16 protein-coding genes are annotated in these 15462 nt (G+C 71.8%); 7 read left to right on the top strand and 9 right to left on the bottom strand.

Going from position 1 to position 15462, the window contains the following annotated elements; translation table 11 throughout:
• Positions 1-100: 100 nt before the first annotated feature.
• On the bottom strand, positions 101-1351 hold the full coding sequence (locus AB0C25_RS04455; RefSeq protein ID WP_357369535.1) for a hypothetical protein: 1251 nt from the start codon (positions 1349-1351) through the stop codon (positions 101-103).
• A 224-nt stretch (positions 1352-1575) separates the two neighbouring features.
• On the opposite strand from AB0C25_RS04455, the gene AB0C25_RS04450 reads away from it, so the two are divergent.
• Entirely contained in the window at positions 1576-2190 is a 615-nt protein-coding gene (locus AB0C25_RS04450; RefSeq protein WP_357369533.1) for a hypothetical protein, read from the top strand.
• Positions 2187-3482 carry a GAF domain-containing protein gene (locus AB0C25_RS04445; protein ID WP_357369531.1) on the top strand — a complete coding sequence of 432 codons (1296 nt, stop codon included), beginning with the start codon at positions 2187-2189 and terminating at the stop codon, positions 3480-3482. Before AB0C25_RS04450 ends, AB0C25_RS04445 begins: the two co-directional genes overlap by 4 nt.
• Positions 3483-3769: 287 nt before the next feature.
• Here the strand turns inward: AB0C25_RS04445 and AB0C25_RS04440 are convergent, their stop codons facing one another.
• Positions 3770-4117 carry a helix-turn-helix domain-containing protein gene (locus AB0C25_RS04440; protein ID WP_357369529.1) on the bottom strand — a complete coding sequence of 116 codons (348 nt, stop codon included), beginning with the start codon at positions 4115-4117 and terminating at the stop codon, positions 3770-3772.
• A 71-nt stretch (positions 4118-4188) separates the two neighbouring features.
• Between AB0C25_RS04440 and AB0C25_RS04435 the strand changes: the two genes are divergently transcribed.
• Positions 4189-4950 (top strand): hypothetical protein, encoded by a 762-nt coding sequence (locus tag AB0C25_RS04435; RefSeq protein ID WP_357369527.1) that lies wholly within the window; start codon positions 4189-4191, stop codon positions 4948-4950.
• Between the two features lie 6 nt (positions 4951-4956).
• Here the strand turns inward: AB0C25_RS04435 and AB0C25_RS04430 are convergent, their stop codons facing one another.
• From AB0C25_RS04430 to AB0C25_RS04410, 5 genes are read right to left on the bottom strand one after another with little or no spacing between them, the layout of a single operon-like run.
• Positions 4957-5385, bottom strand: coding sequence for an aldo/keto reductase (locus AB0C25_RS04430; RefSeq protein WP_357369525.1), 429 nt, complete (start codon positions 5383-5385; stop codon positions 4957-4959).
• Positions 5386-5405: 20 nt separating this feature from the next.
• A complete protein-coding gene (locus AB0C25_RS04425; RefSeq protein ID WP_357369523.1) occupies positions 5406-6743 on the bottom strand; it encodes an LLM class flavin-dependent oxidoreductase in 1338 nt (445 codons plus the stop codon).
• Positions 6740-7423 carry an ABC transporter ATP-binding protein gene (locus AB0C25_RS04420; RefSeq protein ID WP_357370124.1) on the bottom strand — a complete coding sequence of 228 codons (684 nt, stop codon included), beginning with the start codon at positions 7421-7423 and terminating at the stop codon, positions 6740-6742. Before AB0C25_RS04420 ends, AB0C25_RS04425 begins: the two co-directional genes overlap by 4 nt.
• A gap of 29 nt (positions 7424-7452) precedes the next feature.
• Positions 7453-8289: an ABC transporter permease gene (locus AB0C25_RS04415; RefSeq protein WP_357369521.1), complete on the bottom strand. Its 837-nt coding sequence runs from the start codon at positions 8287-8289 to the stop codon at positions 7453-7455.
• Positions 8286-9350 carry an ABC transporter substrate-binding protein gene (locus AB0C25_RS04410; RefSeq protein WP_357369519.1) on the bottom strand — a complete coding sequence of 355 codons (1065 nt, stop codon included), beginning with the start codon at positions 9348-9350 and terminating at the stop codon, positions 8286-8288. The genes AB0C25_RS04415 and AB0C25_RS04410 overlap by 4 nt, the downstream gene beginning before the upstream one ends.
• Before the next feature lie 499 nt (positions 9351-9849).
• Between AB0C25_RS04410 and AB0C25_RS04405 the strand changes: the two genes are divergently transcribed.
• The gene (locus AB0C25_RS04405) at positions 9850-11175 is read left to right on the top strand and encodes a glycoside hydrolase family 6 protein (RefSeq protein ID WP_357370122.1); all 1326 of its coding nucleotides are present in this window, start codon (positions 9850-9852) and stop codon (positions 11173-11175) included.
• A gap of 36 nt (positions 11176-11211) precedes the next feature.
• Here AB0C25_RS04405 and AB0C25_RS04400 read toward each other — a convergent pair whose 3' ends face one another.
• On the bottom strand, positions 11212-12402 hold the full coding sequence (locus tag AB0C25_RS04400; RefSeq protein WP_357369517.1) for an amidohydrolase family protein: 1191 nt from the start codon (positions 12400-12402) through the stop codon (positions 11212-11214).
• 150 nt (positions 12403-12552) lie between these two features.
• On the opposite strand from AB0C25_RS04400, the gene AB0C25_RS04395 reads away from it, so the two are divergent.
• Positions 12553-13050 carry a hypothetical protein gene (locus tag AB0C25_RS04395; RefSeq protein WP_357369515.1) on the top strand — a complete coding sequence of 166 codons (498 nt, stop codon included), beginning with the start codon at positions 12553-12555 and terminating at the stop codon, positions 13048-13050.
• Here AB0C25_RS04395 and AB0C25_RS04390 read toward each other — a convergent pair.
• Positions 13040-13396 carry a helix-turn-helix domain-containing protein gene (locus AB0C25_RS04390; RefSeq protein WP_357369513.1) on the bottom strand — a complete coding sequence of 119 codons (357 nt, stop codon included), beginning with the start codon at positions 13394-13396 and terminating at the stop codon, positions 13040-13042. The two genes, AB0C25_RS04395 and AB0C25_RS04390, sit on opposite strands and share 11 nt — an antisense overlap.
• 73 nt (positions 13397-13469) lie before the next feature.
• Here AB0C25_RS04390 and AB0C25_RS04385 point away from each other — a divergent pair, with 73 nt between their 5' ends.
• Both AB0C25_RS04385 and AB0C25_RS04380 read left to right on the top strand, forming a co-directional pair.
• Positions 13470-14267, top strand: coding sequence for an antibiotic biosynthesis monooxygenase (locus tag AB0C25_RS04385; RefSeq protein WP_357369511.1), 798 nt, complete (start codon positions 13470-13472; stop codon positions 14265-14267).
• A 9-nt stretch (positions 14268-14276) separates the two neighbouring features.
• Positions 14277-15458 carry a MalY/PatB family protein gene (locus tag AB0C25_RS04380; protein ID WP_357369508.1) on the top strand — a complete coding sequence of 394 codons (1182 nt, stop codon included), beginning with the start codon at positions 14277-14279 and terminating at the stop codon, positions 15456-15458.
• Positions 15459-15462 lie beyond the last annotated feature (4 nt).

The following is a 15462-nucleotide window of genomic DNA, read 5'->3' as shown; positions in this document are numbered from 1 at the left end:
GCCCGTGGCACCCGTATGACGGACGGGCACGGGCACTGGTCGACCAGACCGGAGGGTGCGACGGCCGCGCGGGCCAACCACCCGGGTCGGTCGACCCGCCTCAGCCGGGGCGGGCGATCGGGGCCGGAGCGCGGCTCTCGACGAGAAGTGGCACGAGGTCGCGGAGTTGCCCGGCGCGCAGGTGCGCCTGCCGGTCGGCCGGTCGGACCAGTCCCGGCCCCGGCGGCGATCCGTCGTCGGCGCCGGCAGCGTCCTGGTCGGCGGGCGTGACGGGTCGGCGCGGAAGGTCCGCGTCCGCGCTCACCGGATCCGGGCGCGCGGCGGGATGTCCCGTCGAGGCCCTGGTGTGCGCGGGCTCGACGACGGACAGCCACGGTGGCGGTGCCATAGCCGCCGCCGTAGCTGGGGCGTGTACCGGTGCCAACGCCGGTTTCGCCGGTTGCGCTTGTGGCGTCGGTACGGTCGGCGCAGGCGCGGGTACCGGGCCGGCCAGCGGCACGGCGGCCGGTCCCAGCCTTGGGGGAGTGGGCGGTGCAGGCGCCGACGGAACGATCATCGCGTCGAGAGCGGGTGCCAGAGCGGCATCCCGGACCAGGCAGAGCGCCGTGACGACAGGCGGGATCGGCACCGCGCTCACCGTGCCGATGACGCGCGGTAGCGCGGCGCGCGCGATGTCCGTGACGCGCGGTAGCGCGGCGCGCGCGATGTCCGTGACGTGCGGTAGCGCGGCGGTGATCAGGTCCGCCGCGGGCGTACCCGCCGGTCGGGGCATCGCGGGCAGTTCGGGCACGGCGCGGGCTGCCTGTCGTACTGGATCAGCGGTCGGCCGCGCCGCCGGAACGCGTCGAGTTGGACGATGATCCGCGCGAGCCGAGGAGGCTGGCCGGAGGCTTTCGCCCTCCGCCGCGCCGGATGTGTCGACCCGGGGGAGCGGCACGGACACCGTCGACGTGCCCGCCGAGCGTGGAGCCCTCGGCGCGGGTGTCGTGTCGCGGGGGGCGACGACGTCACCGATGGCTCTGGTCACCGGGGTGTCGGGGGCACCGGCGCGGCGGTCGTCGGCACCCGCGGTCCGCTTGCGGTCCTGGTCGGGGCGTGCCGCCTCGGTGAGCCGTGTGACCGGCTCGACCAGACCGCCGATCTCCAGACGTGGCTCGGCGCCAGAGCCGCTGCGCATCCCGTCGGCGGCGGCCGGCCCCTGGAACAGGGCGGCCAGGAGGAACCCGGCCCCGACGGCAGTCGCGAACAGCACCATCCGGCGGACGAGCCCGCGCAGACGGTCGGCCGTAGGCGGCGCGGACGGGCCGCCCGGCGCGGACGTCGGTGCGGTTCCGTTGACGGGACTTCGCACGCGGCCACGACCCCCTTCCCTCTGGATTGCTGACCCATGGTAGCGATGCGCTCACGTATCTGCATCCGCTGATTCGCGTTCTGTCGGCCATGCCTCTCCGCGCCGCGTGCCTCGCCTCGGGGCCGAGTTGAGCGTGTCGACACTGCCGCGCCTCGCTCAGCCGCGGGAGGAAAGCCCCCCGAGGGAGGGAGGCGTCGTCGGACCGGCGCGACGATGGTGCTGGCATGCCCGCTTGCAGAGATCCGCGTTGGGCGTACGGCGCCCTCGCCTGGTTGATCTTCTTCGTGGTGTCCCATGTGTTCCTGGTGTTCTTTCCCGGCGACGATCCGACCGGTGGCGGACCCTGGAGTTTGCGGGCCTACGTGATCTTCAACGTCGTACTCATCTCGGTGTCGGCCGTCGGGGCGGTCGTCGTCCACGCCACCGTCCGTCCCTGGGCTCGGCACCTGCCCCGGTGGCTCCTTCTGCCGCCGCTCCTGGGCGGCAGCATCCTGCTCGTGATCCGGGGTGTTCCCGGGATGGTCGAGAACCTGCTGATGGTCACCGGTGTCCGCCGCGGTGGCTTTGTCGGCGCCGACGACATCTCCACGGGCGAGTTCTGGGCGGGCCTCGCAATCAACACCTACTTCTTCCTGGGGGCCGTGCTGCTGGTGGGGACAACCGTCTCCTACGGCCGCCGGAGGTCCTGCACCTGCGTGCGTTCGCCGTCGGTCCGTCCCGCCGGTACGCTGCATCGGCGGCCTCAGCCACCCGCCGCGCGCACGGTCAGCACAGGCACACCGAGTGCCGCACGATCGAGTCATTGCCGTAACCCGGACGAGAGGCGGACCACGACGTGACGGCGGTACCAGGCCAACTGCCCAGGGCTGCGGATCCGGCGGGCTCCGGGCAGGGAGGGGCGGAGGAGGATCTGCGGGCGTTGTTCGGGCAGTCCACCGCCGTCTTCGCCTCGCTGGCGGGGCCGGAGCATCTGGTGGAGACGGCGAACCCGGCGTTCTTCGCCACCATCGGCGAAGAACGGGCTCGCACCGGGGTCGCGCTTGTGGACCTGATGCCCGAGCTGGCCGGTCAGGGCTTCATCGGGCTGCTGAACCAGGTCTACCGCACGGGTGAGCCCTACACCGGCAGTGACGCCCGGATCATGCTGGGCACCGGCCCGCAGGCGCGGGAGGCCTTCTTCGACTTCACCTACGAGCCGCGCCGGGACGTCTCCGGTCAGGTTTCCGGGATCCGGGTGCTCGGCGTGGAGACCACCCAGGTCAAGCAGGCCCAGCGGTTGATGGCCGAACACCGCGCCCTGGTGGAGCAGATCGCCCGGCAGGCACCCCTGACCGAGGTGCTCGACGGGATGGCCCGCTGTATCGAGAATCTCGCACCGCAGGAGGTGCTCGTCTCCGTCCTCCTCGCCGATCCCGACGGCCGGCACCTGCGCCACGGTGCCGCACCCAGCCTTCCCGACTTCTACAACAAGGCCATCGACGGAATCGCCACCGGCGAGGGCGTCGGGTCTTGTGGCACGGCCGCCCACCGGCGGGAGCCGGTGATCGTCACCGACATCAGCACCGACCCGTTCTGGGACGACTTCCGGCACCTGGCCGAGCAGGCTGGTCTGTCGGCCTGCTGGTCCACGCCGATCCTGGCCCGCGACGGCGGCCTCCTGGGCACCTTCGCCATGTATCACCGCACCCCGCGAGCCCCGCAGGACTCCGACCTCGCCCTTGCCCGGGTCTTCGCCGGCACCGCCGCCCTGGCGATCGAGTGTCACCACAGCGAGCAGGCGCGCCGAGCCGCCGAAGCACGTGCCAGGTCCGCCCATGACGAGCTGGCCAAGGTGGTACGCGTGGAACGGGAGCTGCGCGCCGAGGCCGAGCAGCGCGCGAGCGCCGCCGCGGAGCTCGCCGCCCGGATGCGCGCGGCGGCGGCCGCGCAGGCGGCCATGCCGCACCCGGAGCACTGCGAGCTCGGTGGCGTCCTGGGATGCACCGCCCCGGCCGAGATCAAGATCGCCGATTCGTGGGGCGACGCGGCGTGGGGCTGCTCCGCCCACGTCGAGGAGGCCATCCTCAACGTACGGTCGGTGTTCATCGCCAGCGAAGAGCTCGGCGGCCTGGCTGCGTACCTCAAGCGCTAGACGAGCAAATGCTCACCCTGGTTGGGGCGGTGGACGCAGCCGGCAGTGACTCTCGGTCACCTCCGTGGGGGTGGACGCGGTGCTGAGCGGTATACCTCAGTGTCATATTTATGCCTCTGAGTCATAGCGCTCAGCAGCACACCGCCCTGGCGGGCAGCCAGAGCCGATGGCGGGCGGCCCTTCGCCGCGACCTCAGCCCCCGTCTTCGGTCGGCGGTGGGGCGCGGCTCCGCGAAAAGCTCCACTCCGGCCGGGCCTGACCGAGGGGCGACGGAGTGGGCCACCAGGTCAGAGGCTATCCGGCCGCGCCCGCGCTCGTGCCTGTCCGATCTCGGACGCGTGATCGACCGCCCACTCACCGAGGGCGATGACCAACGGGAGAAGTGAGTGGCCCAGGCCGGTGAGCGCGTACTCGACGCGATCCGGCATCTGTTGGCGACTGATCAGGCCATCGGCCTCCAGCGTTCGCAGTGTGCGGGTGAGGATGCGCCGGCTCAGCCCATGGACGGTGCGATCGAGTTCGTTGAAACCGTACGGGCGGTCGTGGAGTACGACGAGAATGAGAACTGTCCACTTCTCACCCACCCGCCGCAGGACGTCGGTCGCCGTGCACGCCGCACGGTCGGCCAGGGTCACGGGTAGCGGTAGTACCGGTGACATCGATGTGCCTTCTTTCCGCGAACTCGGGCGAGACCCACGATGAAAGTATGCGCACAGTGGTAATCACGGGCGGGACACGAGGCATCGGCGGAGCACTCGCTCACCGTCTCCGGCAAGCCGGAGACCGGGTCATCGCGATCGGCAGCGCCGACGCGGACCTCACCTCGGTCCGGCAGACCGCCGAACTGACACACCGGCTCCCCGACAAGATTGACGTGTTGGTGCTGGCCGCGGGACGTTTCGGCCAGCGGCGGGTCGTCACCGACGAGGGTTTCGAGCAGACTTTCGCGATCTACGTCCTCAGTCGTTATCTGCTCGCCGAACGGCTTCGCCCCGCGCTGGACCGTGCGGAGGCGCCGCTCATCCTCAACCTCAGCGGCACCGGTGGAATCCGGGCCGGCGGAATCAACTGGAACGACCTCCAGCTCGCCGACGGATACAGCCTGTTCAAGGCCACCATGCAGGGCGCACGTGCCAACGACCTCCTGGGAGCGGGCTTCGCGACCGCGCATCCCCAGAGCCAGATCCGCTACGTGCTCTACAACCCCCTGTTCGTCAACAGCGGCATGCACCGCTACCTCCGCCAGCCGGCACGTGCCTTCGTCGGCGCGTCAGCCGCCCTGTTCGGACGATCCACCGATACCGCAGCCACCCACCTGGCCGCCCTGCTGGCCCAACCGCCGACCGCCCGACTGACAGCGCTGCGTCGAGGAGCGCCGGTGTCGCTGGCCCGACCGGAGTTCGACCGGTCGACGGCCGCACGGCTCTACACGCTGCTTGCCGAGCTGACCGCACCTCACTGCGGGTGATCGGGCTCAGCTGACCGCCGGCACCGCACCCCGGTCCCGCGTGCTGGTCCGGCGGGCGTCGATCGCCCCCTCACGCAGCAGGGGCAGGAGCTGCGTGCCCAGCCGGCGCAGGCTGTGCTCCACCGCCTGGAAGATCCAGCGGCGGGAGTTGCCCCGATGCTGCGGGTTGTCGCCCACCTGGCCGTGGAACTTGGTGGCGAGGAAGACCTCGTCGCGACGTCCCCCGGCGAGGGCCTTGCCGACGATCTCCTCCGACTCGCCGTGGGAGTAGACGTCGGCGGTGTCGATGGCGTTGATGCCCGCGTCGAGGGCTCGATGGATGATCCGGATGCCGTCCTCGTGGTCGGGGTTACCTCGTTGGCCGAAGTTCATCGCGCCGAGCGTGAGTGAGCTGATGCGCACGCCGGTGCGCCCGAAGGGTCGTTGCTCCACCATCGTTCGTCCTCTCCAGGTGATCAGTGGGAAGCGGCGGCGAGCCGCCGTGCGGACTGGTTGACCGGGCGGGGCAGCCCGTAGTGGTCGCGCAGGGTGGTGCCGGTGTACTCGGTGCGGAACAGGCCCCGGCGCTGGAGGATCGGCACGACGTGGTCGACGAACGTCTCCAGCCCGGACGGCAGCACCGGCGGCATGATGTTGAAGCCGTCGGCGGCGCCGCTGCGGTACCACTCCTCGATGGCGTCGGCGACCTGCTCCGGCGTGCCGGCGAAGGTGCGGTGCCCGCGTCCCCCGCCGAGCCGGCCGATGAGCTGGCGTACGGTCAGGCGTTCCCGCCGGGCCAGGGTGACGATCAGCGTGTACCTGCTCTTGGCGCCCTGGATCTCGTCCTCGCTGGGCAGGTCGGCGGGCAGTTCCTTGTCCAGGTCGAGGTCCTCCGCGGCGACCCGCAGCGTGGTGGCGAGCTGGGCTCTCGCGTACTCGGGTCTGATCAGCCGATCCAGCTCCTCCTCCAGCGCGCGGGCTTCCGCCTCGGTGGGGGCGACCGCCGGCACGATGCCGGGCAGGATCTTGACGCTGTCCGGGTCGCGGCCGACCTGCGCGGCGCGCCGCTTGAGGTCGCGGTAGAACTCCTGCGCCTCGGCGAGTGTCTGCTGGGCGGTGAAGACGGCCTCGGCGTACCGGGCGGCCAACTCCCTGCCGTCCTCGGACGACCCGGCCTGCACCAGCAGCGGGTAACCCTGCGGTGAACGGGGCACGTTGAGCGGGCCGGCCACCCGGAAGTGTCGTCCGATGTGGCGGGGCGGGTAGAGCAGGTCGTCGTCGCCCCACCGGCCGGCGTCCTTGTCGCCGAGCGGGGCGTCGTCGTCCCAGCTGTCCCAGAGCTTCAGCGATACCTCCAGGAACTCGGCGGCTCGCTCGTACCGGTCCCGGTGGGCGGGCAGCTCGTCCAGGTTGAAGTTGCGGGCGGCGTCCACGCCGGCGGTGGTGACGATGTTCCACCCCGCCCGGCCGCCGCTGATGTGGTCCAGCGACGCGAACCGGCGGGCCAGGTTGAACGGCTCGTTGTACGTCGTCGAGGCGGTCGCGATGAGCCCGATGTGGTGGGTCGCGCCGGCCAGCGCGGTGAGCAGCACCGTCGGTTCGAGCGTGCCCGCCGGCCGCCGGCCGATGCTGTTCCAGAGCACCGGGCTGTCGGCGAGGAAGAGCGAGTCGAGTTTGCCGCGCTCGGCGATGCGCGCCAGGCGGGTGAAGTGCGCGACGTCGGTCTGCGCGAACGGGTCGCTCTCCGGCAGCCGCCAGGCCGCCTCGTGGTGGCCGACGCCCATCAGGAACGCGTTGAGGTGCAGCATGGTCATCCCTCCGTCGGGTCGACGCCGAGTGCGCGGAGCAGGGTCTCGCGGTACGCGAGGAATTGCGGCTGCCGGTACGAGCGTGGCGCCGGCAGGTCGATGGCGAGGTCGACGGCGATCCGGCCGGCGTCGAGCAGCAGCACCCGGTCGGCCAGCGTGATCGCCTCGTCGACGTCGTGGGTGACGAGCAGGACCGTGGGCCGGTGCCGGGCGCACAGCTCACGCAGCAGGCCGTGCATGCGCAGGCGGGTCAGCGCGTCCAGCGCGCCGAACGGCTCGTCGGCGAGCAGCAGGTTCGGCTCGGATACCAGCGCCCGGGCCAGGGCCACCCGCTGCTGCTCGCCACCGGACAGCTCGTTCGGCCAGGCCCGCTCCCGCCCCGCCAGGCCGACCTCGGCGAGTGCCGCCTGGCCGCGCTGGTAGGCGTCCGGCCCGCGCAGGCCGAGCACGACGTTGTCCAGCACCCGTTGCCAGGGCAGCAGTCGGGCGTCCTGGAAGACGACCGAGGAGTTCTCCGGTACGTCGACCAGGCCCGTGCCGGTGGCGTCGCCGTCCAGGCCGGCGAGCGCCCGCAGCAGGGTGCTCTTGCCCGAGCCGCTGCGGCCCAGCAGCGCGACGAACTCGCCCGCGCCGATCTCCAGGTCGAACCCGTCCAGGACGGCCCGATCCCCGAAACCGCGGATCAACCCCTCGACCCGGACGGTACGGGTGGCGGTCAGTCCGCCATGGTGCGTCGCCACGACAGGGCCCTCCTCTGCACGAGTCGGACGGCACCGTCGGACAGCAGCCCGAGCAGTCCGTACAGCACGAGCCCGACGATGATCACGTCGGTCTGGCCGTACTCGCGGGCCAGTTCCATCATGTAGCCGATGCCGCTCGTCGAGTTGATCTGCTCGACGACCACCAGGGACAGCCACGCCCCGACGACCGCGAACCGCATGCCCAGCAGGAAGCCGGGCAGTGCTCCGGGCAGCACGATCCGGCGGATGAAGGCGGTCCGCCGCAGTCGTAGCGACTCGCCCAGCTCGACGTACCGGCTGTCGATGGTGCGCAGCCCGTTGTGGGTGTGTATGTAGACGGGGACGAACACGCCGAGCGTGATGGTGATGACCTTCATCTGCTCGCCGATGCCGAACCAGAGGACGAGCAGCGGGATCAGCGCGAGCGCCGGGATGGCCCGCTTGATCTGGATCGGGCCGTCGAGAATGGCCTCACCCCAGCGGCTCAGGCCCGCGAGCACGGCCAGCACGGTGCCGATGACGGTGCCGAGGGCGAGGCCCAGGCCGGCGCGCTGCGCCGAGACGACCAGGTTGTCCTGAAGACGCCCGTCGGCGATGAGGTCACCCGCCGTGGTCACCACGGTCCAGGGCGCCGAGAGGATACGGGGATCGATCCAGCCGCCTGCCGAACCGGCCGCCCACACCGCCAGGAGCAGGAACGGACCGATCGCCGCCCCGTACGGGATGGGGCGTCCCGGCTTCAGTCGACGCCGCGGGCGCCGGGCGGCAACGGCGGCGGGCGGTCGGGGCCGGATCAGTGTCAGGACCGTCACCTGGCACCTCCCGCGGTCAGTGCCTGCGCGCCCACGGCCTCGTACCGTCGGTCGTACAGGTCCTCGGCCTTGAGGGGCTTGTTGCCCGTCTCCTTGGCCAGCAGATCGATGGTTTCCTGGTGCCGGCCGATGGCCTCCGTCCAGCTGGACGGGATGTCGGCCACGCCGCCGTTCTCGATCAGCCACCTGCCGTCGTCGGTGGTCAGGCCCTGGTCCTTGACGTAGTACCGCTCGATCCACTCGTCCGGGTTGGCCTCGCGCCATCGCCAGGCCCGCGCCCACGCCTGCACGTACTCGCGGATCGCCGCCGCCTTGGCCGGGTCGCCGAGCACGGTGACCGGCGCGTACAGGTGACCGGGGTCGTCGCGCAGTCCGTGCGGGATTGCGGTCGCGCCGTCCCGGCCGTACTTGGTCTCGTAGCGTTTGATCTGCACACCGCCTATCGGGGCCACCTCGACCTGGCGGCTGGCGAGCGCTGTCGCGTAGACGTCGCCCGTGCTCGGCAGCTCGACCAGCTTGACGTCCTTCTTGCTGAGGCCGGCCTTGTGGAGTACCCGCAGCACCAGCGCTCCCTGCGCCTGCCCCGGGCTGTACGCGATCTTCTTCCCACGGAGGTCAGCGAGGGTGGCGACCGTGACGCCGGGTGCGATCCCGAGGCGGTAGATGGCGTGGTTGAGCGGGTCCTGGCGGTACTTCGAGGCGACGATCTTCGTGGGGATGCCGGTCCAGTGCGAGTGGATCGGGGGGATGTCCGCCACCGAGCCGAGGTCCACCGCCTTCGCGCGGAACGCCTCCAGGGTCTGTGGGCCGCCGCTGATGTTCGCCCACTCCACGGTGAAGGACAGCTTCTCCGCCTCTCCGGAGAACTCGATCGCCTTCTGGTGCTCCTTGTCCCCGATGACGAGCTTGGTGCCCTTCGGCACGACCTCCGGCAGTGGCTCGCCGGCGGCCAGGGCCACGGCGGGTGTCTCGTCGCCGGCGCAGGCGGTCAGGCCCAGCGTGGCTACGCCGAGGGTGGCGGACAGGAACGCCCGTCGATCCAGGAGGGATGGTGATCTCACGTACGACTCCTTCGTGGCTGGTTGCGGGACGGGGCAGCACCCCACGTGGTCCAGGGGCGGCGTCGTGGGCGGGACTGCCGATCAGCGGTTCGGCGAGCACGATCGCGTGGCCACCAGCAGGCACCGCTGGGTGACGCGACAGGAGCCAGTTGGTCTGCTCGGCGCGTATCCGCTGATCGGGTGGAGGGAACGGCTGCCGGTCGTCGTCGAGCCGGCGGCGCCGCGGATGGAAGAAGCGGGTAACGCTCGCTCAGCGGCAGCAGCCGCAGGCGGCGGTCCAGCCACGGCAGCATCCCCGCGACACCGCGATGGCGGTGCCCCGAAGCAGGGTGTGCTGGCTGGTCATGGATACGACGCTAACCCACAATTCCTATGTGTCAACTAGAATTTCACGCGCTGGGACACGGCGGATGCGATAATCGATCGAAGTCGATAAATCTATGGCCGAGGGCGCACACTCGACGCCCGGGTCAGATCCGAGGGAGCCACCACTGTGACCATGCCACCGGTCCGCTCAGTCCTCGCCGCCGTGTCCGTCCTCGTGGTGGGGGTGCTCGCCCACGCCGGTCCGGCCCACGCCGCCGATCCGCCGTCACGGGTGGACAACCCCTACGTCGATGCCCGGGTCTACGTCAATCCCGAGTGGGCCTCTCGCGTCGCCGCCGAGCCCGGCGGTGCCGCCGTCGCGGGTCAGCCGACGGCCGTCTGGCTGGACCGGATTGCCCGGATCGCGGGCACCGACGGGGTGCTGGGCCTGCGCGATCATCTGGACGCCGCCCTGGCGCAGCGCGCCGACCTCGTCCAGTTGACCCTCTACAACCTGCCGGCCCGCGACTGCGGCCGGCGTGCACCGCAGGGGGAGCTGTCGATCGAGGACACCGCCCGCTACCAGGCCGAGTTCATCGATCCGATTGTCGAGATCCTCGCCGCTCCCCGATACGCCGGCCTGCGCATCGTCGCCTTCGTCGAGCCCAACTCGCTGCCCAACCTCGTCGTCAACACCGGCACCCGGTACACCGCCACGCCCGCCTGTGACGAGGTGCGGGCACGCGGCACCTACCAGCAGGGGATCGGCTACGCCCTCGCCCGGCTCGGCACCGTTTCCAACGTCTACCCGTACCTGGACGTCAGTCACCACGGCGAGGTCGGCTGGCCGGAGGACTCGGCGCCGCTGACGGCGCTCCTGCTCCAGGCCGCGACCGCCGCGGGCAGCACGGTGGCCAACGTGCACGGCTTCGTCGCCAACACCGCCAACTACTCCGTGCTCCGCGAGGAGCACTTCCGCGTCGGCGATGTCGTCAACGGCCAGCCGGTGTACCAGTCGAGGTGGGTCGACTGGAACCCGTTCCTCGACGAGGTGCCCTACGCGCAGCACATGCGCGCCCGGTTGACCGAGGTGGGTTTCTCCCCGCAGGTGGGTGTCGTGGTCGACACCTCACGCAACGGCTGGGGCGGTCCGAGCCGCCCCACCGGCCCGGCGACCGCGAGCGAGGTGAACAGGTACGTCGACGGCAGCCGGATCGACCGGCGGGCCACCGTCGGGAACTGGTGCAACCAGGTGGGCGCCGGCCTCGGTCAGCGGCCCGCCGCCGAACCCGAGCCGGGCATCGACGCCTACGCGTGGGTCAAGCCGCCCGGCGCGTCCGACGGCGCCGCCGGCAACCCGACCCCGGGTCTGCCGTACGAGCCGCTGTGCGACCCGAACTATCTCGCGCCGCGCAGTTCCCCGTACGTCACGGGGGCGATGCCTGCCGCTCCGCCGTTCGGCGAGTGGTTCCCGGCGCACTTCCGTCAACTGCTGACCAACGCCTGGCCGCCACTGTGACAGTGGTCCCGCGCACCGACCCGTCGGCGGAGCCGGTCAGCCGGTCAGCGGAACGCCGGCGCGGTACACGGCCAGCGGGCGGCGCAGTACGGTGATGTCGTCCGTCGGGTCGCCGTCCACGACCAGCAGATCGGCCTCGAAACCGGCGCGGATACGGCCCTTGCGCCGCCCCAGGCCACACGCCTCGGCGCCGACCGAGGTGGCCGCGGCCAGCGCGGTGGTGGCGGGCATGCCGCACCCGACGTACTCGATGAGCGTCTCCGGGAGGATCCCGTGCGGCTTCGCCGGGCCGAGACCCGCGTCCGAGCCCGCCACCAGGCGGACCCCGGCCCGATGGAGGGTGGCGACGCCGTCGCGCAGGGTGGCCTCGCTGAGCCCGGCGCGCGCCGCCATCGCCACCACCTCCGGCGGTGTCACCACGGCCGGGTCCGTGCCGAGCGTGGCGCAGACCGCCACGCCGGACGCGGCCAGGCGGTCCGCGAGTTCGTCGGGGACATGGGCGCCGGTCGCGGTGACGCACGTGCAGTGCTCGATGCCGTCGACGCCGACGCGCACCGCCTGCTCGACCGCGCCGATCGCGTGGGCGTGCGCGGTCACCGGCAGGCCGAGATCGTGTGCCTGGGTCAGCGCGGCGGTCAACTCCTGGTCGCTGAACTGCGGCCGGGTCGTGTCGGTGCCGGGGGTGAACACCCCACCGCTGGCCATGACCTTCACCAGGTCGGCGCCGGCCTCCGCCCGCAGGCGCACGGCTTCGCGGATCCCGTCGACGCCACTCGCCTCGCCTCCCAGTGACCAGCAGTGTCCGCCGACGCTGGTGACCGGCGCGCCCGACGCCACCACCGTTGGCAGGTCGTCGCGTCCCTCCCGGTCCCGCCAGCGCAGCACGGCGTCCCGGCGGTCACCCAGGTCGCGGACGGTGGTGACGCCCGCCGCCAGGTGCGCGCGCAGGGATGCCTCGACGACCCCGTCGAGGTCCGGCTCGGGACGCTCGGCGAGCCGGCCGAGCGCGTCGGGTCCGGCGTCGGCGCACAGGTGCACGTGCGCGTCGACCAGGCCGGGCAGCACCGTGGCGTCCGGCTCCTCACGCACCGGCCAGCCCTCCGGTGCCTCGGCCCAACCCCGGTGTACGTCGACGACGCGGCCGTCGTCCAGCAGGACGAGCACCCCTCCGTCCACGAGCCGCTCACCGTCGAACATCCGCGCCGCCCGGACCGCGTGCCGTGTCATTGACCCTCCCCGTGGGTTGCACCATCCCGGTCAGGCTCTCAGCTGACGACTCCGCGCGGGTACCCGCTCCGACGGGCGCAACCGTGGCACGTGCGCAGGCTCGGCGACTCCGGATCGAGGACCGGTGTCGGATTCACTAACCTGGCCGACGTGACGGCATTCGACTGGGCCGCGTTGCAGGCGGCGAGGGACGCGACAGCGGACGAGATCCCGGAGATGGTCGACCGCGCGTTGCGGTTTCTGGAGGATCTGCTGGTCGGGGTCAACCACGTCGGCACCTTCACCCTCACCAGCGGGCCGCTGCTCGGCGACGTGACCACCGGTGTGAACGCGCTGCTGCCGAAGGACTGCGCGGTCTCCCGGCTGGCGCCGGTCAGCTCCTGGCCCGCGCTTGTCGACGCGGCGCTCCCCGGACTGTTCCTCCCCGGGGAGCCGGCGTACGTGTGGGCCGAGAAGATGCCGGCCCGGCAGTTGGCCGAGGCGGTCGCCGGCTGGGTCCTGGCGCTGCTGCGGCGACTCTGGCCGGGCTCCGTGCAGTCCTGGGAGCTCACCGTCGACACCAGACAGTGGTACGAAGGCGTGTACGTCGACCTCGTCGTTCGCCGTGACGACCGGGTGTGGCTGCTGCACCTCGGGCTCAGCGACTGACGGCACCGGCAGCGGGTTCGTCGATGGTGGCGCCGGTACGGGCGGCCCGTGCGGTGCCCCAGTCGTAGAGGGCCTGCAACACCGGGGCGAGGCTGAGTCCTTCCTCGGTGAGCCGGTACTCGACGTGCGGTGGGTTGGTCTCGCGGTCGTGCCGCAGGATGAGTCCGTCGGCCTCCAACTCGCGCAGACGCTGGGTCAGCATCTTCTCGCTGACCCCCGGCATCCGGCGGCGCAGTTCGCCATAGCGGTGTACGCCCTCCTTGAGGTGGGCCAGGATCACCGGCCGCCACCTACCGCCGATGACGTCGACGGCGAACTCCACCGGGCAGTGGTAACGCTTGGGCATCGTGGCCTCCCTCGGGGCACGCACCAGATGGTGCGTACTTGATTGCCGTCGCTGCGGGTGTTGGGCTGTGCCCATGGTCATCGAGTACATCAGGTACCGGGTGCCGCAGGAGCGGCTGGACGGCTTCGAGGCGGCGTACGAGCGGGCCGCCGACGCGCTCCGCGCCGCGCCGCAGTGCGTGGACTACGAGTTGAGCCGTTGCCTGGACGACCCCGCCTCCTACGTGCTGCGCATCACCTGGACGTCGGTGGACGAGCACCTCAGGGGGTTTCGGGGTGGCCCGGTGTTCGGGCGGTTCTTCGCCGCGATCAGGCCGTACGTCGAGGACATCGAGGAGATGCGGCACTACCACCCGACCGGGGTTTTCGGGCCTGGTGGCGCCGCACCGCCGAGCCTGTACGAGTGGGCCGGTGGTGTCGACGCGTTCGGGCGGCTCTGCGCTGCCTTCTACCGCCTGGTCCGCGCCGACGACCTGCTCGCGCCGATCTTCGCGCGCATGGATCCGGCGCACGCCCAGCATGTGGCGATGTGGCTGGCCGAGGTCTTCGGCGGACCGGCCACGTACACCGCCGAGCGCGGCGGCTACCGCCACATGCTCGGCCAGCACCTGGGCCGGGCGATCAGCGAGGCGCAGCGTCGGCGGTGGGTCAACCTGATGATGGACGCCGCCGACGAGGTCGGCCTGCCCGACGATCCGGAGTTCCGCGCCGCCTTCACGGGCTACCTCGAGTGGGGCACCCGGTTGGCGGTCCGCAACTCCCAACCGGACGCGGACCCGATCCGCCAGGCACCGGTACCACGCTGGGGCTGGGGGGTCGCTCCGCCCTACCAGGAGGGTCCGCGGCCCGCCGGCACGCGGGGAGCGGAATAGGCTTCAGCGATGAGTGGCGTGCTGAGCGGTACCCGAGACTCGATGAACCCCCTTCGCCAGCTCACGATCGGTCAGCTCCGCGAACGGACGAGCCTCAAGTGGCGGGAGTACCCCGACGACGTGCTGCCGCTCTGGGTCGCGGAGATGGACGTGCCACTGGCCGAGCCGGTCGCGGCGGCGATCACCGACGCGGTCGCCCGCGGCGACACCGGGTACACCGCCGGGACGGCGTACCCGCAGGCGCTGGCGGAGTTCGCCCGGCGGCGGTGGGGGTGGGACGGGCTGGCGGTGGAGCGCACCGCGCTGGTGCCCGACGTGATGCACGGTGTCGTGGAGGCGCTGCGGCTGGTCACCGAGCCGGGCGACGCGGTGGTCGTCAACTGCCCGGTCTACCCGCCGTTCTACGAGTTCGTGGCGCACGCCGACCGTCGGATCGTGGAGGCGCCGCTCGGCGCGGACCTGCGGCTCGACCTCGGCACGCTGGAGGACGCGTTCCGTCGGGCCCGCGCCGGTGGGCGACCGGCCGCGTACCTGCTGTGCAGCCCGCACAACCCGACGGGTGTCCTGCACACCGCCGACGAGTTGGCCGCCGTCGCGGGCCTGGCCGAGCGACACGGGGTACGGGTGGTCGCCGATGAGATCCACGCTCCCGTGGTGGGTGGCGGAGCGCGGTTCGTGCCGTACCTCTCGGTGCCCGGTGCGGAGAACGGCCTGTCGCTCATGTCGGCCTCCAAGGGGTGGAACCTGGCCGGCCTGCGCGGTGCGCTGCTCATCGCGGGCCCGGCCGCGGCCACCGACGTCGCCCGCGTCCCGTTCGACGCCAGCGTCAGCACCAGCCACCTCGGCGTGATCGCGCACACCGCGGCATTCCGCGACGGCGGCGAGTGGCTCGACGCCCTGCTGACCGGCTTGGACGACAACCGCCGGCTCCTCGCCGCGCTGCTCAGCGAGCACCTGCCGGCCATCCGTTACCAACCCGGGCAGGCCACGTACCTCGCCTGGCTCGACTGCCGCGCCCTGGGCCTCGACGACGACCCCGCCGCCGTGTTCCTCGACCGTGGCCGGGTGGCGCTCAACTCGGGTCCGGCCTTCGGCACCGGCGGCGACGGGCACGTCCGACTGAACCTGGCCACGGCACCGGAGCTGATCACCGAGGCGGTACGCCGGATGGCGACCGCGGTCGCCGGGTAGATCA

Source organism: Micromonospora sp. NPDC048839, assembly GCF_040649915.1.
Lineage (GTDB): Bacteria > Actinomycetota > Actinomycetes > Mycobacteriales > Micromonosporaceae > Micromonospora.
Note: the sequence above shows the minus strand (reverse complement) of the source record. Positions and strands in the feature narration are given on the sequence as shown.

What these genes read in the sequence shown, in the direction of transcription:
- AB0C25_RS04450 (WP_357369533.1), top strand. Translation starts at nt 1,576, where the DNA reads ATGCCCGCTTGCAGAGATCCGCGTTGGGCGTACGGCGCCCTCGCCTGG.
- AB0C25_RS04435 (WP_357369527.1), top strand. Translation starts at nt 4,189, where the DNA reads ATGCGCACAGTGGTAATCACGGGCGGGACACGAGGCATCGGCGGAGCA.
- AB0C25_RS04430 (WP_357369525.1), bottom strand. Translation starts at nt 5,385, where the DNA reads ATGGTGGAGCAACGACCCTTCGGGCGCACCGGCGTGCGCATCAGCTCA.
- AB0C25_RS04425 (WP_357369523.1), bottom strand. Translation starts at nt 6,743, where the DNA reads ATGACCATGCTGCACCTCAACGCGTTCCTGATGGGCGTCGGCCACCAC.
- AB0C25_RS04405 (WP_357370122.1), top strand. Translation starts at nt 9,850, where the DNA reads ATGCCACCGGTCCGCTCAGTCCTCGCCGCCGTGTCCGTCCTCGTGGTG.
- AB0C25_RS04400 (WP_357369517.1), bottom strand. Translation starts at nt 12,402, where the DNA reads ATGACACGGCACGCGGTCCGGGCGGCGCGGATGTTCGACGGTGAGCGG.
- AB0C25_RS04390 (WP_357369513.1), bottom strand. Translation starts at nt 13,396, where the DNA reads ATGCCCAAGCGTTACCACTGCCCGGTGGAGTTCGCCGTCGACGTCATC.
- AB0C25_RS04385 (WP_357369511.1), top strand. Translation starts at nt 13,470, where the DNA reads ATGGTCATCGAGTACATCAGGTACCGGGTGCCGCAGGAGCGGCTGGAC.
- AB0C25_RS04380 (WP_357369508.1), top strand. Translation starts at nt 14,277, where the DNA reads ATGAGTGGCGTGCTGAGCGGTACCCGAGACTCGATGAACCCCCTTCGC.